Origin of the sequence: Selenomonas sp. oral taxon 137 str. F0430, from assembly GCF_000183625.1 — a bacterium.
Taxonomy (GTDB): domain Bacteria; phylum Bacillota; class Negativicutes; order Selenomonadales; family Selenomonadaceae; genus Centipeda; species Centipeda artemidis.
Map to the genome: position 1 here is coordinate 330,585 of NZ_AENV01000005.1, position 16,181 is coordinate 346,765.

General features: G+C 58.8%; 19 protein-coding genes, 1 tRNA gene and 1 other RNA gene. 18 read left to right on the top strand and 3 right to left on the bottom strand.

Annotation, left to right across the window (positions count from 1 at the left end; all coding sequences use genetic code 11):
• Positions 1 to 158: 158 nt before the first annotated feature.
• From meaB to HMPREF9162_RS02820, 3 genes are all read left to right on the top strand, one after another.
• Entirely contained in the window at positions 159 to 1,346 is a 1,188-nt protein-coding gene (meaB, locus tag HMPREF9162_RS02810) for a methylmalonyl Co-A mutase-associated GTPase MeaB (protein WP_009658470.1), read from the top strand.
• A gap of 15 nt (positions 1,347 to 1,361) precedes the next feature.
• A complete protein-coding gene (locus HMPREF9162_RS02815; RefSeq protein ID WP_009752640.1) occupies positions 1,362 to 1,919 on the top strand; it encodes a peptide-methionine (S)-S-oxide reductase in 558 nt (185 codons plus the stop codon).
• A 168-nt stretch (positions 1,920 to 2,087) separates the two neighbouring features.
• Complete coding sequence (locus HMPREF9162_RS02820) at positions 2,088 to 3,296, top strand: methyl-accepting chemotaxis protein (RefSeq protein ID WP_009752568.1); 1,209 nt, start codon at positions 2,088 to 2,090, stop codon at positions 3,294 to 3,296.
• A gap of 91 nt (positions 3,297 to 3,387) precedes the next feature.
• Here the strand turns inward: HMPREF9162_RS02820 and HMPREF9162_RS02825 are convergent, their stop codons facing one another.
• Entirely contained in the window at positions 3,388 to 3,747 is a 360-nt protein-coding gene (locus HMPREF9162_RS02825) for a MerR family transcriptional regulator (protein ID WP_009752599.1), read from the bottom strand.
• 245 nt (positions 3,748 to 3,992) lie between these two features.
• On the opposite strand from HMPREF9162_RS02825, the gene pfkA reads away from it, so the two are divergent.
• From pfkA to HMPREF9162_RS02855, 7 genes are all read left to right on the top strand, one after another.
• The gene (gene pfkA, locus HMPREF9162_RS02830; RefSeq protein ID WP_009349577.1) at positions 3,993 to 4,958 is read left to right on the top strand and encodes a 6-phosphofructokinase; all 966 of its coding nucleotides are present in this window, start codon (positions 3,993 to 3,995) and stop codon (positions 4,956 to 4,958) included.
• A 223-nt stretch (positions 4,959 to 5,181) separates the two neighbouring features.
• Positions 5,182 to 5,272, top strand: a tRNA-Ser gene (locus HMPREF9162_RS02835).
• Positions 5,273 to 5,305: 33 nt separating this feature from the next.
• An RNA gene (gene ffs / locus HMPREF9162_RS11845) (signal recognition particle sRNA small type) lies at positions 5,306 to 5,405 on the top strand.
• 92 nt (positions 5,406 to 5,497) lie between these two features.
• A complete protein-coding gene (dnaX, locus tag HMPREF9162_RS02840; protein ID WP_009438260.1) occupies positions 5,498 to 7,351 on the top strand; it encodes a DNA polymerase III subunit gamma/tau in 1,854 nt (617 codons plus the stop codon).
• A 57-nt stretch (positions 7,352 to 7,408) separates the two neighbouring features.
• A complete protein-coding gene (locus HMPREF9162_RS02845) occupies positions 7,409 to 7,735 on the top strand; it encodes a YbaB/EbfC family nucleoid-associated protein (RefSeq protein ID WP_009752509.1) in 327 nt (108 codons plus the stop codon).
• Positions 7,736 to 8,332, top strand: coding sequence for a recombination mediator RecR (recR, locus tag HMPREF9162_RS02850; protein WP_009752757.1), 597 nt, complete (start codon positions 7,736 to 7,738; stop codon positions 8,330 to 8,332).
• Positions 8,333 to 8,578: a pro-sigmaK processing inhibitor BofA family protein gene (locus tag HMPREF9162_RS02855; RefSeq protein ID WP_037350110.1), complete on the top strand. Its 246-nt coding sequence runs from the start codon at positions 8,333 to 8,335 to the stop codon at positions 8,576 to 8,578.
• Between the two features lie 93 nt (positions 8,579 to 8,671).
• Here HMPREF9162_RS02855 and HMPREF9162_RS02860 read toward each other — a convergent pair whose 3' ends face one another.
• Both HMPREF9162_RS02860 and HMPREF9162_RS02865 read right to left on the bottom strand, forming a co-directional pair.
• Positions 8,672 to 9,946 (bottom strand): MFS transporter, encoded by a 1,275-nt coding sequence (locus HMPREF9162_RS02860; protein ID WP_009752503.1) that lies wholly within the window; start codon positions 9,944 to 9,946, stop codon positions 8,672 to 8,674.
• Positions 9,943 to 10,272 (bottom strand): hypothetical protein, encoded by a 330-nt coding sequence (locus HMPREF9162_RS02865; protein ID WP_009752566.1) that lies wholly within the window; start codon positions 10,270 to 10,272, stop codon positions 9,943 to 9,945. Before HMPREF9162_RS02865 ends, HMPREF9162_RS02860 begins: the two co-directional genes overlap by 4 nt.
• A 243-nt stretch (positions 10,273 to 10,515) precedes the next feature.
• On the opposite strand from HMPREF9162_RS02865, the gene ilvB reads away from it, so the two are divergent.
• Genes ilvB through HMPREF9162_RS02905 form a run of 8 tightly spaced genes read left to right on the top strand, consistent with a single transcriptional unit; the run spans position 10,516 to position 16,180 of the window.
• Positions 10,516 to 12,180, top strand: coding sequence for a biosynthetic-type acetolactate synthase large subunit (ilvB, locus tag HMPREF9162_RS02870; RefSeq protein ID WP_037350154.1), 1,665 nt, complete (start codon positions 10,516 to 10,518; stop codon positions 12,178 to 12,180).
• Positions 12,181 to 12,193: 13 nt separating this feature from the next.
• The gene (locus tag HMPREF9162_RS02875; protein ID WP_009438304.1) at positions 12,194 to 12,580 is read left to right on the top strand and encodes a type II secretion system protein; all 387 of its coding nucleotides are present in this window, start codon (positions 12,194 to 12,196) and stop codon (positions 12,578 to 12,580) included.
• A 17-nt stretch (positions 12,581 to 12,597) separates the two neighbouring features.
• Complete coding sequence (locus HMPREF9162_RS02880) at positions 12,598 to 13,167, top strand: A24 family peptidase (protein ID WP_009658473.1); 570 nt, start codon at positions 12,598 to 12,600, stop codon at positions 13,165 to 13,167.
• The gene (locus tag HMPREF9162_RS02885; RefSeq protein ID WP_009752602.1) at positions 13,167 to 13,661 is read left to right on the top strand and encodes a Tfp pilus assembly protein FimT/FimU; all 495 of its coding nucleotides are present in this window, start codon (positions 13,167 to 13,169) and stop codon (positions 13,659 to 13,661) included. The genes HMPREF9162_RS02880 and HMPREF9162_RS02885 overlap by 1 nt, the downstream gene beginning before the upstream one ends.
• Positions 13,658 to 14,041: a hypothetical protein gene (locus HMPREF9162_RS02890; RefSeq protein ID WP_009752759.1), complete on the top strand. Its 384-nt coding sequence runs from the start codon at positions 13,658 to 13,660 to the stop codon at positions 14,039 to 14,041. Before HMPREF9162_RS02885 ends, HMPREF9162_RS02890 begins: the two co-directional genes overlap by 4 nt.
• Positions 14,031 to 14,543, top strand: a complete 513-nt coding sequence (locus HMPREF9162_RS02895; RefSeq protein ID WP_009752637.1) for a hypothetical protein — start codon at positions 14,031 to 14,033, stop codon at positions 14,541 to 14,543. Before HMPREF9162_RS02890 ends, HMPREF9162_RS02895 begins: the two co-directional genes overlap by 11 nt.
• Positions 14,533 to 15,003, top strand: a complete 471-nt coding sequence (locus HMPREF9162_RS02900) for a hypothetical protein (protein ID WP_009752763.1) — start codon at positions 14,533 to 14,535, stop codon at positions 15,001 to 15,003. The genes HMPREF9162_RS02895 and HMPREF9162_RS02900 overlap by 11 nt, the downstream gene beginning before the upstream one ends.
• A complete protein-coding gene (locus tag HMPREF9162_RS02905; protein WP_009752729.1) occupies positions 14,981 to 16,180 on the top strand; it encodes a PilN domain-containing protein in 1,200 nt (399 codons plus the stop codon). Before HMPREF9162_RS02900 ends, HMPREF9162_RS02905 begins: the two co-directional genes overlap by 23 nt.
• The last annotated feature ends 1 nt before the right edge of the window (position 16,181 follow it).

Here is a 16,181-nt window from a genome sequence, read left to right on the forward strand (position 1 = left end):
CGCGATGCATCAAAGCTTCCGCCCCGGATCAAGCGACGGCGGCACAAGTGCGAAGGGGAATCATACCAAAAGAATCATGAGAAGCACATCCATATATCTCGTATAGAGATATGAAGGCGGGGCGAAAGATCGCGTCCCGCCCAAGGAAAGGAGGAATTATGAGCGACGAACATCATAGCTATACCACTGAACGCCCCGACTGGGTACCCGAGGGCGCTGATGAGAAGTTCACGACTACGGTCATGGGCGGCATCGAGGGCATCAAGGATCTCACGGTTGGTAATATCAACCCGAAGCTTATGAGCGGAGAGGCGCGCCCGCGCCGTCGTCTCGTCATGACCGAGGACGACTATGTTGCAGGCGTCGAAAAGGGCGACCGCATGACGCTCTCGCGCGCCATCACCCTCATCGAAAGCAACAGCAGCAAGCATTTTAAGCTCGCTCAGCGCGTGCTCCAGCGGCTTCTGCCGCGCACAGGAAAGGCACTGCGCGTCGGCTTCACCGGTGTGCCGGGCGCGGGCAAATCGACCATGATCGAGGCATTCGGCAACATGCTCTGCGACGCGGGGCATCGTGTTGCCGTCCTCACGGTCGACCCGACCAGCTCCGTGACCAAAGGCTCTATCCTCGGCGACAAGACGCGCATGGGAACGCTCTCACGGCGTCCCGAGGCGTTCATTCGCCCATCGCCTGCGGGCGGCACCCTCGGCGGCGTCGCGCGCAAGAGCCGCGAGACCATGCTGCTCTGCGAGGCGGCGGGCTACGACGTCATCATCATCGAGACGGTCGGCGTCGGACAGTCCGAGACAACCGTGCGCTCCATGGTTGACTTCTTCCTGCTCGTCGTGCTGACGGGCGCGGGCGACGAGCTCCAAGGCATCAAAAAGGGCATCATGGAGCTTGCGGATGCCATCGTCATCAACAAGGCGGACGGCGACAACCTCCTCAAGGCGCGTGTTGCGCGCGGGCAGTATGAGCGCATGATCGAGTTCATCCGTCCCGCGACCCCGGGCTGGGAGACGCACGCCTACCTCGCCTCGGCGATCGAAAAGACGGGGCTCGCCGAACTCTGGACGGTCATTCGTGCCTTCCGCGAGCGCACCGAAAAGAGCGGCGTATGGAAAAAACGACGCGAGGGGCAGCTCCTCGACTGGATGAACAGCATGATCGACGAGCATCTGCACAATCTCTTCTTCGAGGATGCCGTGGTGCGCGGCCGTATGCCCGAAATCAAGGATGCTGTCATCTCCGGGGAGATCTCGCCGACACAGGCGGTCGCCGAACTCCTCGGCGTCTTTGACGTTCACCGCGCGGCATCGCGGCAGGTCGATCTGTTTACGAACTAAAAGGAGGTGAACACCGTGACCAAACGCATCTGTCTTTCCGGCGCGGATATGTACGAGCTGGAGGAAGTATTCGCCGGGCGGCGCGGCATCATCTCCGTCCGCACGGGCTATATCAATGCGGCGGAGAATGCGCGTCACGAGGACGTCGCGACCGGCGCGGCAGGGGGGCGCATGGGCATCGAGATCGCGTTCGATCCAAAGAAGATCGACATCTCGCAGATCCTCGACCTCCTCTTTGCCGTCGTCACCCCGTACAGCATTGACGGACAGGGCTATGTGCGCGGCGCCGCGTACCGTGCCGGCGTGTTCTACGAGAGCGCCGAGGATGAACCGCTGGTCGCGCTCCATATGACTTTTCTCGCGGGGCGCGGACGCTGCCCCGACACGGGCGAAGCGCTTGTGCTCAACGATCCGAACCACAACGCCGACGCGCGGCGCGTCATGCACGCGACAATGGAGCGCCTGACCTCCTTTCAGCCGGCGGACGACTCTCACCAAGGGTATTTGAAGAAGCATCCGGAGACGGAGACCTACATCGATTTCGGACGTTTGCGGGAACTCGTTTCACTCTAAATTATAATGTAATACGACGGTCATAGAAGATATGCGCTTCTATGACCGTTTTTCTATATGATATGCGCGCAATTATTATAAAATAGCATCACAATACATACTTTTTATGCTATAATGCGGTTCATAGAGAAAGTCATTGAATCAGAATGATTTTGGGGGAAGTAAAATATGATGATACGAAGTAAGCTTCGGGCGACGCTTGTTGTCTTATTTGCACTCATTGTAGGACTCGTGGGGCTTAATTTTTTCGTATTAGAGCAGTTAAAATCGGATTCGCCCTCGGTGAATAACGCGGGCGTCCTCCGTATGCGCGTCTATCGGCTTGCGTGGCTCTCATCGCGTCTTGTTCATGCCGACGTTATGGAGGCGGCGGGGATTCGGGGCGAGATGCTTCGGTATATTGGCGAGTGTGACCGCACACTTGAGGGGCTGGAGCATGGCGATGAGGAGCTGCGCCTCCGTCCCGCCGCCGATGCCGATGTACAGAGGGAGCTCGCGCATGTCAAGTCGATTTGGACATCCTACCGCGCCGATGTGCTCGCCGCGGCGGATGCCGCAGCACCCGAAGCGCGCGCGGCAGCGGAGATGAAGGTCGCCGTTGAGGTCAACGGGTATGCAGAACAGGTGAACGAGCTGGTACGCGCCTATGACAATGTGAACCGGGAAAAGATCGCCTTGGCGGAGCATATTGGACTCGGTATACTCGTCGCGGCACTTATCATCTTTGCCGGAGCTTCTTATCTCATTATCACGCAGATGCTCCGCCCGCTCGCGGCGCTTACGCTTTCCTTTGCGCGGGTTGCGGGACGCGAGGGCGATCTGCGGCAGAAGCTCCACGCGGATCGGGAGGATGAAATTGGACGTATCGTCAGCTGCTTTAACAATTTCGTTGCCGATTTGCGCCGCATCGTGAAGGAGGCGCAGGAATGCTCTGCGGAGGTCTCTGCGCTTGCTGAAAATCTCTGGAAGGCAAGCATCGAAAACAGCAGCGCCGTGGAATATGCGGCTGCAGCGGTCACGGATATGGCGGACAGCACGCAGAAACAGAACGACGACATTCGAACGCTCGCATCGAGCGTGTCGGGGATTGCCGCGCAGGTCAAACTGATGCAGGAGCAGATCGGCGGTATCGAAGCAGCCGGACGGAGCGGCGCGCTCATCACTGCCGCGGAGCTGACGCGTGCATGTGCGGACAGCGCATCGGCGGCGACGAACGGTATTGCCGAGGCGGCGCAGCATATTGCCTCCTGTACCGAGGAGGGGGCGGCAGCCATCGAGGAGCAGAGCGCTTCGCTGCAGGCGTTTGCCGCCGCTGCAGAGCATCTGTCAGGACTTTCCGCAAAGCTCGACGGTCTGGTTGGGAAATTTAAGGTATAGTAATAAAAATATCGGCAGGAATCATGTCCTGCCGATATTTTTCATCTGTACCCGCCGGCGAATGCCGGCGTTTCACACACGAGCGCCATCCTCAACGCTGTGCGTTCAGCACATCCTCATAATGCTGTATCTTTTTATTGAGCCGTTCAATCGTCGCATCCAGTTCATCCCGCTGGGTATGGAGCCGGGTGCGCTGCTCCTTTAGAATGTTGAGCCGCTCGAGCTCCGTTCCCTCGACAAAGGACAGCGCCACATACTGCGTGAGCGTTGCAATCTGTACGCCGCAGTCACGCATGCACTTGATGAACGCAATCCATTCGCACGCCTCTTCGTCAAAATTGCGGATGCCGCTTTTCGTTCGTTTGATGCGCGGAAAAAGTCCAATGCGTTCATAGTATCGCAGCGTATCCGTTGAGATGCCGTACTTCTTACTGACTTCTTTTATTGTCATGAAACCAATCCTTTCCGCGCAAAAATTCCTCTATTATGGGGATTATAAGCGATGGAGCAAACTATAAGTCAAGTACCTAAAGGCAGTTTCGGCATAATGAGTTGAAAATAATTCGGTTCGGACTGACATAGAAAGGTTTTTTCAGTGAAAGTCTTTACTTTTTGTGCCTCCTTTCGTAGAATAGGAGCAGGAATCATCGGCTCTGCGTGCGCAGGGCAGTTTGAATATGGGACGGGGGATGTTTTATGCTGAAAAAGGCTATTGCGGTCGTCACCTCAGGCGGCGACAGCCCGGGGATGAATGCGGCGGCGCGTGCTGTGGTGCGCACTGCCGTCTATGAGGGTGTCGAGGTCTACGGAGTGCACAACGGCTACAGCGGCATGGTGCACGACGATATTGAGCAGCTCACGACGCGCAGCGTCAGTGATCTCATCCAGCGCGGCGGGACGTTTCTCGGAACGGCACGCAGCAAGTCGTTTATGACGCCCGAGGGGCGCAAAACAGCGTTTGAAAATCTGCGCAAACGCGGCATCGAGGGGCTCGTTATCATTGGCGGCGACGGCTCGCTCACGGGCGGCTCGATGATGAGCCGTGAAACAGGGATGCCCATCGTGGGGCTCCCGGGAACAATCGACAACGATGTCTGGGGCATGGATTATACCATCGGCTGCGATACGGCGTGCAATACGATCGTGGACGCCATCAACAAGCTGCGTGATACAGCATCTGCACACCGCCGCATCATTCTCGTCGAGGTTATGGGGCGACATTCGGGCTGGCTTGCCATGATGTCCGGCATCGCGGGCGGGGCAGAGTTCATCCTCGTGCCGGAGGTCGCCTACGACCTCGAGGAGATCAGCATCGAACTGCAGGAGATGTATGACCGCGGCAAACGCTACAGCATCATCGTTGTCGCGGAGGGGGCGGGTTCCGCCATCGAGATCGGTAAGATCATCAGCGAGAAGACCGAAATTGATACGCGCGTCTCCGTCCTTGGGCACATCCAACGCGGCGGATCGCCGACCGTCGAGGATCGCATCAAGGCGTCCATGCTCGGCGAAAAGGCGGCGCTCGCCGTCATTTCGGGCATCAACGACGTCGTGTTCAGCTTCAACGAGGGACAAGTCGTCAGCGTAAACCTCTTTGAGGCGGTGAATAATAAGAAGACGCTGGATCCGGAACTTGTACGTCTTTCCCGCGTCTTAGCGTGAGACGTGACGCGGGATTTTCGCGCCTAACTTTGTCATGTCGTCGACCGCAGTATTTTTCACAGTGACACAGTGATGCGCCAAAATCCCGCCTCACGCCGCCCTCTATAGGTAACACTAAGTGGCGCGAAAATCCCGCGTCACGTCTAATTTACTCTTGACAACACTTCCCCTCCCATGCTAGACTATCCAATGTTGCGGAAGTGAATAGCTTTTGAGAGCACGTGGAGAGTTGTCCGAGTGGTTGAAGGAGCACGCCTGGAAAGCGTGTGTGCGGTGATACCGTACCGAGAGTTCGAATCTCTCACTCTCCGCCATTTTTATTGATTTTTCTCAGGGCGGGCTGCAGTGCCTTGGTCTCGCGCAATGGAGCCCTGTGAACCCCGTCAGGTCCGGAAGGAAGCAGCGGTAAGCGGTCAGCCTCATGTGCCGCGAGGACACCTGGGAACTGCGGTCTGCCGTGGGAGAAATCGTGCGTTACAGCAGCCGAGAGGCTGCTTTTTTGTTTTTGTGGTTTTTCCTAAAGGGAAGGAGGATGCCCCATGTCCTATGTTGCGCTCTATCGCCGCTGGCGCCCGACGAGTTTTGCCGATCTCGTCGGGCAGGAACATATCAGCAGGACGCTTTCGCGTGCCGTGACATCGGGACAGACGAGCCACGCCTATCTCTTTACGGGACCGCGCGGTACGGGCAAGACGAGCACGGCAAAAATCCTCGCGCGCTCTCTGAACTGCGCCCAAGGGCCGACGCTCACGCCCTGCGGGCAGTGCGAGTCCTGCCGCGCGATTGCGGACGGGTCGTCCATGGACGTCTTTGAGATCGACGCGGCGTCGAACCGCGGCATCGACGAGATCCGCGATCTGCGCGAGACGGTAAAATTCGCGCCGACCGAGGGACGCTGCAAAATCTATATCATCGACGAAGTGCATATGCTGACGACGGAGGCGTTCAACGCGCTGCTCAAAACGCTCGAAGAGCCGCCGCCGAGCGTACTCTTCATTCTCGCAACGACTGAGCCGCACAAAGTCCCCGCAACGATACAGTCGCGGTGCCAACGCTATGACTTTCACCGCATCACTGTCGCGGAGATTCGGGAGCGGCTGAGCTATGTCTGCAGGGAATCGGGGATCGCAGCGAATGACGACGCGCTCTCCATCATCGCAGCGCAGGCGGACGGAGGGATGCGGGACGCGCTCTCCATCCTCGACCAGTGCAGTGCACTCGCGGAGGGGACGCTGACCGCAGAGCAGGTGCAGGAAGCGCTCGGACTCGTCGGCAAGGAGCGCATTGCGCGGCTCGCTGTGCAGATCGCTGATAAGGATGGCTCGGGACTTCTCGCGGGGCTGAGTGAGCTGCTGCAAAGCGGGCGGGAGCTGAACCGCATCTTTGTAGAACTCGCTCTGCATTTCCGGGCGCTGATGATTGCGGGCGTTGGCGGCGCGTCCTTTACGGCAGAGTTTTCCGGGACGGAGGCGGCGGAGCAGCTGCGTGCAGACGCCGCGCGTTTCTCGCAGCCGGAGATTATGAACATCCTGCGCCGCATCAGCGAAACGCTTCAAGAGATGCGCACGGCGCCGCAGCCGCGGATCACGGCGGAGACACTGCTGCTCTCGCTTTGCCGCGAATCCCTCACGCCGGCGGACAGCGGAACGCATACTGCGCCTGCAGCGCAGCAGCCGTCTGTCGATACGGGGCGCATCGCGCGTCTCGAGGCACAGGTGCAGCAGCTCACGGCGGCACTCGCCGCAGTGCGGAGCGGTACTGTATCCGCTCCTGCCGCTCTTGCATCCGCCGCCTCCCCGAAGGCGGTAAAGCTGCCCGCCGCACGTGCGCCGCAAAGCCGGGGAAAAGCCGCCGCGGCAAAGCCCCCCGACGCTGCAGAAAAGGTGCAGCGCACACTCGATATGGAGCTTTGGCAGCGCTTTTCCGCACAGCTTGGGGTGCGGGATAAACTCGCGGCGTCACTCCTTTCAGGGGCTGCCTATGAGGGCATGACGGAGCGGCAGTTTTTCATCCGTCCTGCGCGTGATATCGCACGGAAGTTTATCCGCGAACGGCACCGCGGCATCTTTGAGGAGGTCATGACAAAGCTTGTCGGGCGCGCCATGGAGGTCGTCTGCACGGGAGACGAGGAGGAACAGGAGAGCGTGCCGATCCCGGCGGCGCCGCAGCAACCGGAATATCCCGCGCAGGTGAAGGATTTGCTCTCGATTGCAGGGGCGGGAGCGCGCGTCGAGGAGATCGAAAAACCGGCGCGTCAGGATCGTCCTGCCCCTCCCGCTGCTCCGACCCGTGCAGTACCCGAGGAGAGCAGCGTGCCGTACGACACCTACGAACCGACGCCGGATGAGGAGGCGGAAATGTTTGACGAGCTGCCGGATGACGAAGAGACTTGACGCATCCCGCGCTTTTTGTTAGGCTATACCATATTGGTAGAAAAAAGGAGAATGCATATGTTTGGTGGCGGCGGCAATATGGCCGGTATGATGAAAAAAGTTCAAAAAATGCAGAATGAGATGAAGAAGATGCAGGATGATCTGAAGCGCCGTACGGTGGAGGTTTCTTCGGGCGGCGGCGCGGTAAAGATCGTTATGGACGGGGAGAAGCAGGTGCAGAGCCTTGTCATAGCGCCTGCAGCGGTCGATCCCGAGGACATCGAGATGCTCCAGGATCTTCTCTCGGCGGCATTCAACGAGGCGACGAAGAAGGTTGACGATATGATGGCGGCGGAGATGGGCAAGCTCACGAGCGGGCTGGGGCTGCCGCCGGGACTCCTCTAAATGCAGCACATCGCACCGCTCACGCAGCTCATGGAGCAGTTCCGTGCGCTCCCGGGCATCGGGGCGAAGACGGCGGCGCGCCTCGCTTATCATGTCCTTGATATGGATATGGAGCGCGCGCAAAGGCTTGCGTCCGCCATCGTCGAGGCAAAGCGGAAGATCGGATTTTGCTCGACCTGCTTTAACCTCACGGACACCGATCCCTGCGTCATCTGCACAGCGGAGAAACGCGATCACAGCGTTGTCTGCGTTGTGGAACAGCCGCCCGACGTTGCGGCGATGGAGCGCATGAACGACTACGACGGCGTGTACCACGTCCTGCACGGTGCGCTCTCGCCGCTCGAAGGCGTCGGACCGAACGACCTGCGCATCAAGGAACTGGTGACGCGCGTTGGAACTACGGATGTGCAGGAGGTCATCATGGCGACGAACCCGAATGTCGAGGGGGAGGCGACCGCGATGTATATTGCAAAACTTTTGAAACCGATGGGCGTACGCGTTACGCGCATCGCGCACGGACTGCCGGTCGGCGGCGACCTTGAGTATGCCGACGAGGTGACGCTCTCGCGCGCGATGGAGAACAGGAGGGAGATTTAGATAGATATTATTGCAGGCGTTGCCGTTGCCATTGTTTTGTTCTGCATTCTGGGCAAACTGATTGCGCTGCCGTTTCATATTTTATGGAAACTTATCACGAACAGCATCATTGGCGCCATCATCCTATGGGGGATTAACCTCTTTGGCGTCGGCATCAAGATCACCTTCCTCAAGGCGCTTGTTGCGGGCATATTCGGCATCCCGGGCGTTGTGCTCGTCCTGATTGCGCACGCGCTGGGATATTAATAAAAAAGAACGTAAAAACAGGCTGCTGCACGAATGTGTTCCGTTCCGTGCGGCAGCCTTTTTGTGCGCTTTTATGTAATTTGACAGCCGATATTAGTCCTTGCCCCGCCGGATCGTCAGTACGAGCAGCCCTGCGCCGCACATGAACGCGCCCATGAGGTAGTAGCCGAGATCGAACGAGCCTGTGTTGGTCTTGATCCAGCCCATCATATAGGGACCGACCCAGCCGCCGAGATTGCCGCAGGAGTTGATGAGCGCGATCGAGCCCGCGGCAGCGGGACCCGATAGGAATGTTGTCGGGATCGTCCACCACACGCCCATCGATGCATAGATGCCGACGGCGGAGAGACAGATGAGGAAGAGCGCGGCGGCGGGGCTTTCGGCGAAGGGGCTGAAACCAAGCCCGATTGCCCCGACAAAGAGCACGCCCGCCACATGCCAAATCTTTTCGCCCGTGCGCGTCGAGGACATGCCGACGAGCACCTGAACGAGCAGCGCCGCAGCCATCGGAATGGCGATCGCCCAACCGAGGAATGCCGTCGACCAGCCCGAGAGACTTTTGAGCACCGTCGGCATCCAGAAGTTAAAGCCCCAGAACCCGATGACCCACAGGAAATAGATGAGACAGAGCCGCAGTACCTTCGGATCGGACATCGCCTGCCACACCGTGTATTTGCGGGCGGATTGTACCGTGTGCAGTTCTTCTGCAATGGTATTTGTAAGATAGGTCTTTTCCTCATCGGTGAGCCAGGACACCTGCGTTGGGTGATCCTTGACCCAAAAGAAAAAGATAAAGGCGAAGAGCACCGCCGGTACTGCTTCAAGCACGAAGAGCACCTGCCAGCCGTGCAGTCCGAAGAGCGGAATCTCCAGCAGCGTCCCCGCGAGCGGCGCTCCGATGATCGTCGAGATGATGAGCGATGTGAGCATGAGCGAAGTCGCCCGTGCGCGTTCGCGCTCCGTAAACCATGCGGGGAAGAGAACGGAGTAGATCACAGGATAGAGACTTGCCTCCGCCGCGCCGAGCAGGAAGCGGCAGACGAAGAAGCCGGTCTCGGACTCGATGAAGGCGAGCGATGCCGAGACCATGCCCCATGTGAGCATGATGCGCGCGATCCACTTTGCGGCGGAGAACCGCGCCGCGACGAGCGCGCCCGGTACCTCGAAGATGAGGTAGCCAACGAAGAAGATGCTCGCGCCCATGCCGAAGATTTCGGGCGTCAGCCACGGCAGATCCTGCTCCATCGTCAGTTTTGCATAGGCGATGTTCACGCGGTCGATACACGCGATGACCGAGACGAGAAAGACGGGGAGCACCATGTGCAGATCGCGTTTTCGCTTGAGCTGTGCAAGCTGTGCATCCGTCATGCGACGTACCTCTGATACAGCTCGACGAAGAAGAGCGCAGCGGCAAGCCCGATCGTCACGAAGCTTCCGCGCGTGACGAGCATACGCTGCGTCTCGCTGAGCTTATGCCCGTGGTAGCGGTTCGTGTAGGTAAGTCCGAGTGAAATCGTCAGCAGGACATACATCGCACGGCTTGTCATATCAAACATCTCCCAGCCAGCAATCGTCAGCGTCAGCGTGAAGAGCACAATGCCGAGGATCAGATAACCCTTGCCCGTCGGCGGCGCAGGTGTTGTGTCCTTTTGAGGGAGATTCTTTTGTTTTAACTTTTTTAACATTCTTGCCATAGCTGTCAGTCCCTTTGTTTATTTATTGTAGAAACGTTGCAAGTATATCACAAAAAAACTTCACCGCCATATTGTTTTTTGCGGTATCAGGGTACTGTAATGAAAAGATCTTAATTGTATGGGGGCGGCGGTTTTCTCATAGGCGCGGGAGCGGCGTATTTTTTATATTTCCTCTTGTCTGCTGCAGATGAGTATGTTATAATATTTTTCAAATATACAATCAATTTTGAGGAGTGTGTGCGCGTGAGAGGTGCGGAAGCAGTTTTGGCATGTCTGCGCGAGCAGGGCGTGGATACGGTGTTCGGCTATCCGGGCGGTATGATTCTGCCGCTCTACGATGCGCTCTATGGACAGGACAGCGTGCGTCAGGTGCTCGTGACGCATGAGCAGAACGCGGCGCACGCGGCGGACGGCTATGCACGCGCAACAGGGCGTGTCGGCGTCTGCATCGCCACCTCGGGACCGGGCGCAACGAATCTCGTGACGGGGCTTGCAACGGCATATATGGACTCGATTCCTGTGGTCGCCATCACGGGACAGGTGGATATGGCGATGCTCGGTCGTGATGCGTTCCAAGAGACGGATATCCTCGACGTGACGATGCCCATCACGAAGCACAACTATAAAATTAAGCGCGCGGACGATCTCGTCCCCGCGATGCGCAAGGCTTTTGAACTCGCATGGAGCGGGCGACCGGGACCGGTGCTTCTCGATGTGCCGCGCAATCTCTTTTTCGAAGAGATTGTCTATGCGCCCGAGGAAGTACACTGCCGCACGCCCGGCACGCCCGATGCGGACTTTATGATCTGTGCGGCGGAGGCGGCGGAGGAGATCGTACGCGCAGAGCATCCGCTCGTCATCGTGGGCGGCGGCGTGATCTCTGCCGGGACGTCCGCCGAGGTCACGGCGTTCATTGAGAAATATAATTTACCTGTCGTACATACCCTTATGGGCATGGGCGCGGTCAGGAGTTCGCACCCGCAGATGCTCGGTTTTGCCGGGATGCACGGGGAGAAGGCTGCGAACTATGCCATCGGTGCGGCGGATCTCGTCATTGCGATCGGCAGCCGCTTTGCCGATCGGCAGACGGGAAATCTCAGCAAGTATACGGCGAACCGCAAGTTTATCCACATCGATATCGATCCTGCCGAAATTGACAAGAACATTGCGGGCAGTCTGGGGCTTGCAGGCGATATGCGAACCATTCTGGAGCTCCTTATGCGGCAGCCGACAAAAGGGCGGCTTTCCGCATGGTGGGAGCAGATTCGCGCGTGGCAGGATACGTATGACTATGACTACCATGTCGGGCGTCTGACTGTGCCGTGGGCGCTGCATCGGATTGCAGAGAGCACAATGGGCAAACCCTATGCCTATGCGACGGACGTGGGGCAGCATCAGATGTGGGCGGCACTGCATCTGCGCGTGGAGGAGCCGCGCACGTGGCTCACTTCGGGCGGGCTTGGGACGATGGGGTATGGACTCCCGGCAGCAATGGGGGCGCAGGCGGCATGGGGCAGCAGCCGTCGTGTCATCCATATTGCGGGTGACGGCGGCATTAAAATGACAGGCAGCGAATACTATACGATTGCCCGGCTGAATCTCCCCATTCTTTCCATCATTGTCAACAACCGCAGCCTCGGTATGATCCGTCAACTGCAAAAGGTGCTCTATGATGAGCGCTACATTGCGTGTGCGCTCGATCATGAGATGGACTACGTGAAATATGCGGAGAGCTTTGGCATCAAGGCGGTGTCGGTCAGGACGCAGGAGGAGTTTGCTGCGGAGCTTCATGAAGCATTGGCAGATGCGGCGCATCCGCGTGTGATCGTGATGGAGACGGAGCGCAGCTTTGTGGAGCCGATGGCGAAGGGCGGTGCGCGCATTGATGAATTCGTCGATTTCAAATAAGGATGCAGGTTCATTGCGGCGTCGGGGCGAAGCGGGGTTCTCTCTGCTCTCGACGATGCTTGCCGTGATGATCCTCGGTATCGTGCTTGCGATCGCGGTGCCGCGCTTTTCCGCGGCGATCGCCGCGGCGAATACGGTGAAGGTGCAGGCAGATCTGACCGCACTTGATACGGCGATCACACTCTACCGAACGACGCACGGAAAGAACCCCGAGAGCATCGATAAACTGTCCGATTATATGACGGATCTTGCACATCTAAAGCCGCCCTCGGGTAAAGCGCAGGCGGAGGGCAAAGAGGTCGATCTGACAGGAAAGTCCTATGCGCTTGCAACGGTGGACAGCGTGTGCCGTGCTGTATGCGACGGCAAGACGGCAGAGCAGTATGCGCGGAAGGAATGAGAACGGAGGTCGCTGTGATGCGGGAAATGGCACGTCGGCTGGCTCCGTCGCGCCGACCCGCAATCCTGCTCGCCGCTTTGTGGGGACTTGCCTCTGCCGGGGTCTATGTGGTGAACGGCATGGGTGTGCGGCTCTTCGTGGGCACTCTGTTTTCGGCGGTGCTCCTTTGGCTTGCGTTTTTGGATGTGCGTGACGGCTTCTTGTATGACTGCATTACGCTGCCGTTTGCCTTTGCGGGCGTGGTTTTTTCGGCGGGTGGGTTGACGATGCCTCTCATTGATGCGATTCTTGGCGGGACGCTTTGCGGCGTCTTATTTTATTGCCTATATATTGCCGCGCGGGGCGGTATGGGCGGCGGCGATGTGAAATTCGCCCTCGGCATAGGGCTGTGGCTCGGTTGGGAATCGGCAATTATCGCCGTGTGGACGGCATTTCTCATCGGCGGCATGATGGCGGCATTCCTGCTTTTGACGAGGCGCAAAGGGCGGCGCGATGCGCTCCCCTTTGGCCCCTGCCTCGCGGCAGGCGGGTATCTCGCATTTCTTTGCGGCGATGTGATTTGGCGGCTCTATTGGGGGCTTGCCTGATGCGTGCGCAGATGCGCGGCATGGCGCTTGTCGAGATGCTCATAGGGCTGTCCATACTGACAGTGCTGCTCAGTGCGGCGCTGCCGCTGGGACACCGCGTCTATGCGCGGGCGGCAGTGACGTACGAAGCGATGCGGCTGGCTGCAGAGCTGCGCCGGATACAGGCGATCAGCCGTACGACCGCGACTGTACTCTACGTGCTCGATCGGGATCGGGCGGGCTTTCGCGAGCCGACCCTCTTCATCCGTTCAGACGGTTATGATATTCGCCATCACCTCGAAGGGCGTGTCCAATCGCACAGCACATTGCCGCTCGTACGTCTGGAACGTGACAGCCGCAGCGACCGTCCTGCTGTATTTGACGGGAACGGGGGCATCTCGTGGGAGGGCGGGAATATGACGATTCGCGTCTATGCTCTTGGGCATAAGGAGGATTTTGTGGACGTCGTTATCGATCGTGCGGCGCGGATTCGTCTTGCGTGGGGGACACCGTGAGACGGCGGGCGGCGAAGAATGATGCTGCGGGCTACCTTCTCTTCGAGACCGCTGCGCTTGGGTTGATTGTTCTCGCTATGGCAGCGGTGCTTGGTATCTTTGCGCGGACGGCACTGCTCGAAGCGGAGGGGCGTACGCGCATGGATGCGGCGCTCATCGCACGGGAAGAATTTTCTCTGCTGGAAGCGCGGCTCGATGCGGGAGAGCATATAGAGAGCAATACCATAACCGTATTACGAAATGACGTTGACTATACGATGACAATACAAATTGAGGCCGATGGTATATTTTATGACGTGACGCTGCGCATCTCATGGACGGTATGGGGGCATGAGCGGACTGCGGAGTTTGTACGGAGGCTGCGGGCACATGGGACGTAGAGCGGGACATAAAGAGCGCGCGGAAGAGACGGGCATGATTCTCGCAGAGCTTGCGGCAGGGCTCCCGATCATTGTGCTTCTCCTGACTTTTCTCATGGTTGCTGTTCTATGGAGCCGGCAAAACTATGAACGGCAGATTGCGGATGCGGAGCTGCGGCAGGAGATGCAGAGCGCCTTTGCCCGTATCGTTGAGTCAGCGCTCCTCTCTGACCGCATTGAACCGCATTTTCAAGGTGGATACGAAATGCAGAGGAATATTGAGACGGGGCGGATGCAGACGCGGTATTGGGTGGATGCGGGGCGTCTGGTCGTCAACTATGCGTCGTTTCCCATGACAGGCTCATTTGCAGGTGCGGGCGTACATATTTCGGAACTTTCTATTGAGCAGGAGGATGCGGTGCCGCTTTATCACATCCGCATGACGGGGGAGAGTGTCGTCACAGGACATACGTATACGCTCGAGACGCGTGTGTATCTAAAGGGGCAGGGAGATGTGCGCTGATGTCCTGCGCCGTGATGAGCGCGGTGCGGTTTCAGTGCTTGGCCTCGGGATGCTCGCGGCTGTTCTCTTGCTCGCGCTCGGCGCGGTTCATTTTATGCGCACAAGTACGATCATTGCCGCAGAGTATGAGCGCGAGACCCAACTGCGGCTTGCGGCGGAGAGCGGGATCGAGACGGCTGCTGCGGCCTTGGAACAGTCCTCTGAGGCGTATGGGGAAATGCCGAAATGGGGGCGGCGCAAGGAGCTTTCCGTCGGCTCGGTTCCCGTGACGGGCGATATTGAGGTGCGCGTCTTTGTCGAGACACGTGCGGGTGGGCAGATCTATCTGATCGCCGCCGCCGTGGATCATGAAAAGCCGCATATCGACGACGGTGCGGACTGGCTGCGCGGCAAGCTCGTGCGCGCCGCTATGAAAAAGCATGAGAGGGAGGAACGCTATGTTTGGCAGCGTTTTTTCTAAATATCTGCATCCTGTGCGCGAAGCGGTCGGCATCTATCCAAGCGCACACGGTCTCGTCTATGCGCATCTTTGCGCGCCGGACGATACTGCCGGTGTATGGTCGGTGTCTATGCTGCGCAGGACAACGGATGTGTGGCGGGCGGAGGACGATCCCGGGCGGCTCGCGGCGCTCGTTCGGGAAGAACTCGCGCGCAGGGAGGAGACCCATCTGCCGCTTGCACTTGCCCTGCCTGAAGCGGCCGCGGATACTGTACAGCGGGAACTGCCTGCAGCTCTCACCGGCGAGGAGCTGCGGCGCGCGCTCCTCTGGTCGATTCGCGCAGAGACAGAGGGGGATGCCCATGTCGAAGAGAAAATGCTTTGCTGCACACCGCTGACCGACGTATCGCCCTATTGCTATTGGACGGCGGTGATGCCCGCAGTACAGGTGCGGGCGGTATATGCGGCTTTTGCCGAAGCGGGGCTTTCTCTGCAGCGCCTGACCGTTTGTCCGCCGGGCGGCGGTATGCTTGCCCCACAGATTGAAGCGGCACGTGCCGCCCCGCTGCCGTGGGCACAGACGAATTCCGAATCGGAGACATCCGTGGACGAGGAAGTGCTGCCCGCGATTTACGCGGGACTGCTCTTTCATCCGGAGACGCCCGCACAGTGCTATTGGGGCAGCACGCAGAAGGCAACAAGCCTCTGCCGCTGTGCTGCAGCGGCAGTTGCCGTCCTTGCCGCAGTGCTCTTTTGGGGAATCGCGTCTGACATCGGTTCCTATATGACGGCCGTGCAGGCACGGGATGAGATGCGCGCGGAACTTCTTCTGCACAGCGCCGATCAGAACCGGTTGGAAGAAGAGACTGAGCTGCGTGCCAATATGGAAGAACGGGCGCAGCTGCTTGGTGCGTTTCTGTCGGAGAGTCGTCCGCTGAGGGCGCTGCTCATTCGGCTTGGCACGGCGGCGGGGGACGGCGTACGTCTTACAGCGCTCAACACGGAGGGGCAAATGCTGCGCATTGAAGGAGAGGCAGTGCACTATGCAGCTCTGACTGCGATGATGACACGCCTGCAGGAAGATGCCGGATTCCCCGACGGTATTACGCTCGAGCGCGCGGAGCATGAACGTGGTGCGGCGGGAGAGCCTGCGCATGTGCATTTTGTCCTGCGCGCGGCATGGCGGAGCGAGGTGTGAG

Bases quoted from the DNA above. Each gene is read 5' to 3' on its own strand.
- meaB (WP_009658470.1), top strand. From the start codon at position 159: ATGAGCGACGAACATCATAGCTATACCACTGAACGCCCCGACTGGGTA.
- HMPREF9162_RS02820 (WP_009752568.1), top strand. From the start codon at position 2,088: ATGATGATACGAAGTAAGCTTCGGGCGACGCTTGTTGTCTTATTTGCA.
- HMPREF9162_RS02825 (WP_009752599.1), bottom strand. From the start codon at position 3,747: ATGACAATAAAAGAAGTCAGTAAGAAGTACGGCATCTCAACGGATACG.
- pfkA (WP_009349577.1), top strand. From the start codon at position 3,993: ATGCTGAAAAAGGCTATTGCGGTCGTCACCTCAGGCGGCGACAGCCCG.
- dnaX (WP_009438260.1), top strand. From the start codon at position 5,498: ATGTCCTATGTTGCGCTCTATCGCCGCTGGCGCCCGACGAGTTTTGCC.
- HMPREF9162_RS02845 (WP_009752509.1), top strand. From the start codon at position 7,409: ATGTTTGGTGGCGGCGGCAATATGGCCGGTATGATGAAAAAAGTTCAA.
- recR (WP_009752757.1), top strand. From the start codon at position 7,736: ATGCAGCACATCGCACCGCTCACGCAGCTCATGGAGCAGTTCCGTGCG.
- HMPREF9162_RS02860 (WP_009752503.1), bottom strand. From the start codon at position 9,946: ATGACGGATGCACAGCTTGCACAGCTCAAGCGAAAACGCGATCTGCAC.
- HMPREF9162_RS02865 (WP_009752566.1), bottom strand. From the start codon at position 10,272: ATGGCAAGAATGTTAAAAAAGTTAAAACAAAAGAATCTCCCTCAAAAG.
- HMPREF9162_RS02880 (WP_009658473.1), top strand. From the start codon at position 12,598: ATGCGGGAAATGGCACGTCGGCTGGCTCCGTCGCGCCGACCCGCAATC.
- HMPREF9162_RS02885 (WP_009752602.1), top strand. From the start codon at position 13,167: ATGCGTGCGCAGATGCGCGGCATGGCGCTTGTCGAGATGCTCATAGGG.
- HMPREF9162_RS02895 (WP_009752637.1), top strand. From the start codon at position 14,031: ATGGGACGTAGAGCGGGACATAAAGAGCGCGCGGAAGAGACGGGCATG.
- HMPREF9162_RS02900 (WP_009752763.1), top strand. From the start codon at position 14,533: ATGTGCGCTGATGTCCTGCGCCGTGATGAGCGCGGTGCGGTTTCAGTG.
- HMPREF9162_RS02905 (WP_009752729.1), top strand. From the start codon at position 14,981: ATGTTTGGCAGCGTTTTTTCTAAATATCTGCATCCTGTGCGCGAAGCG.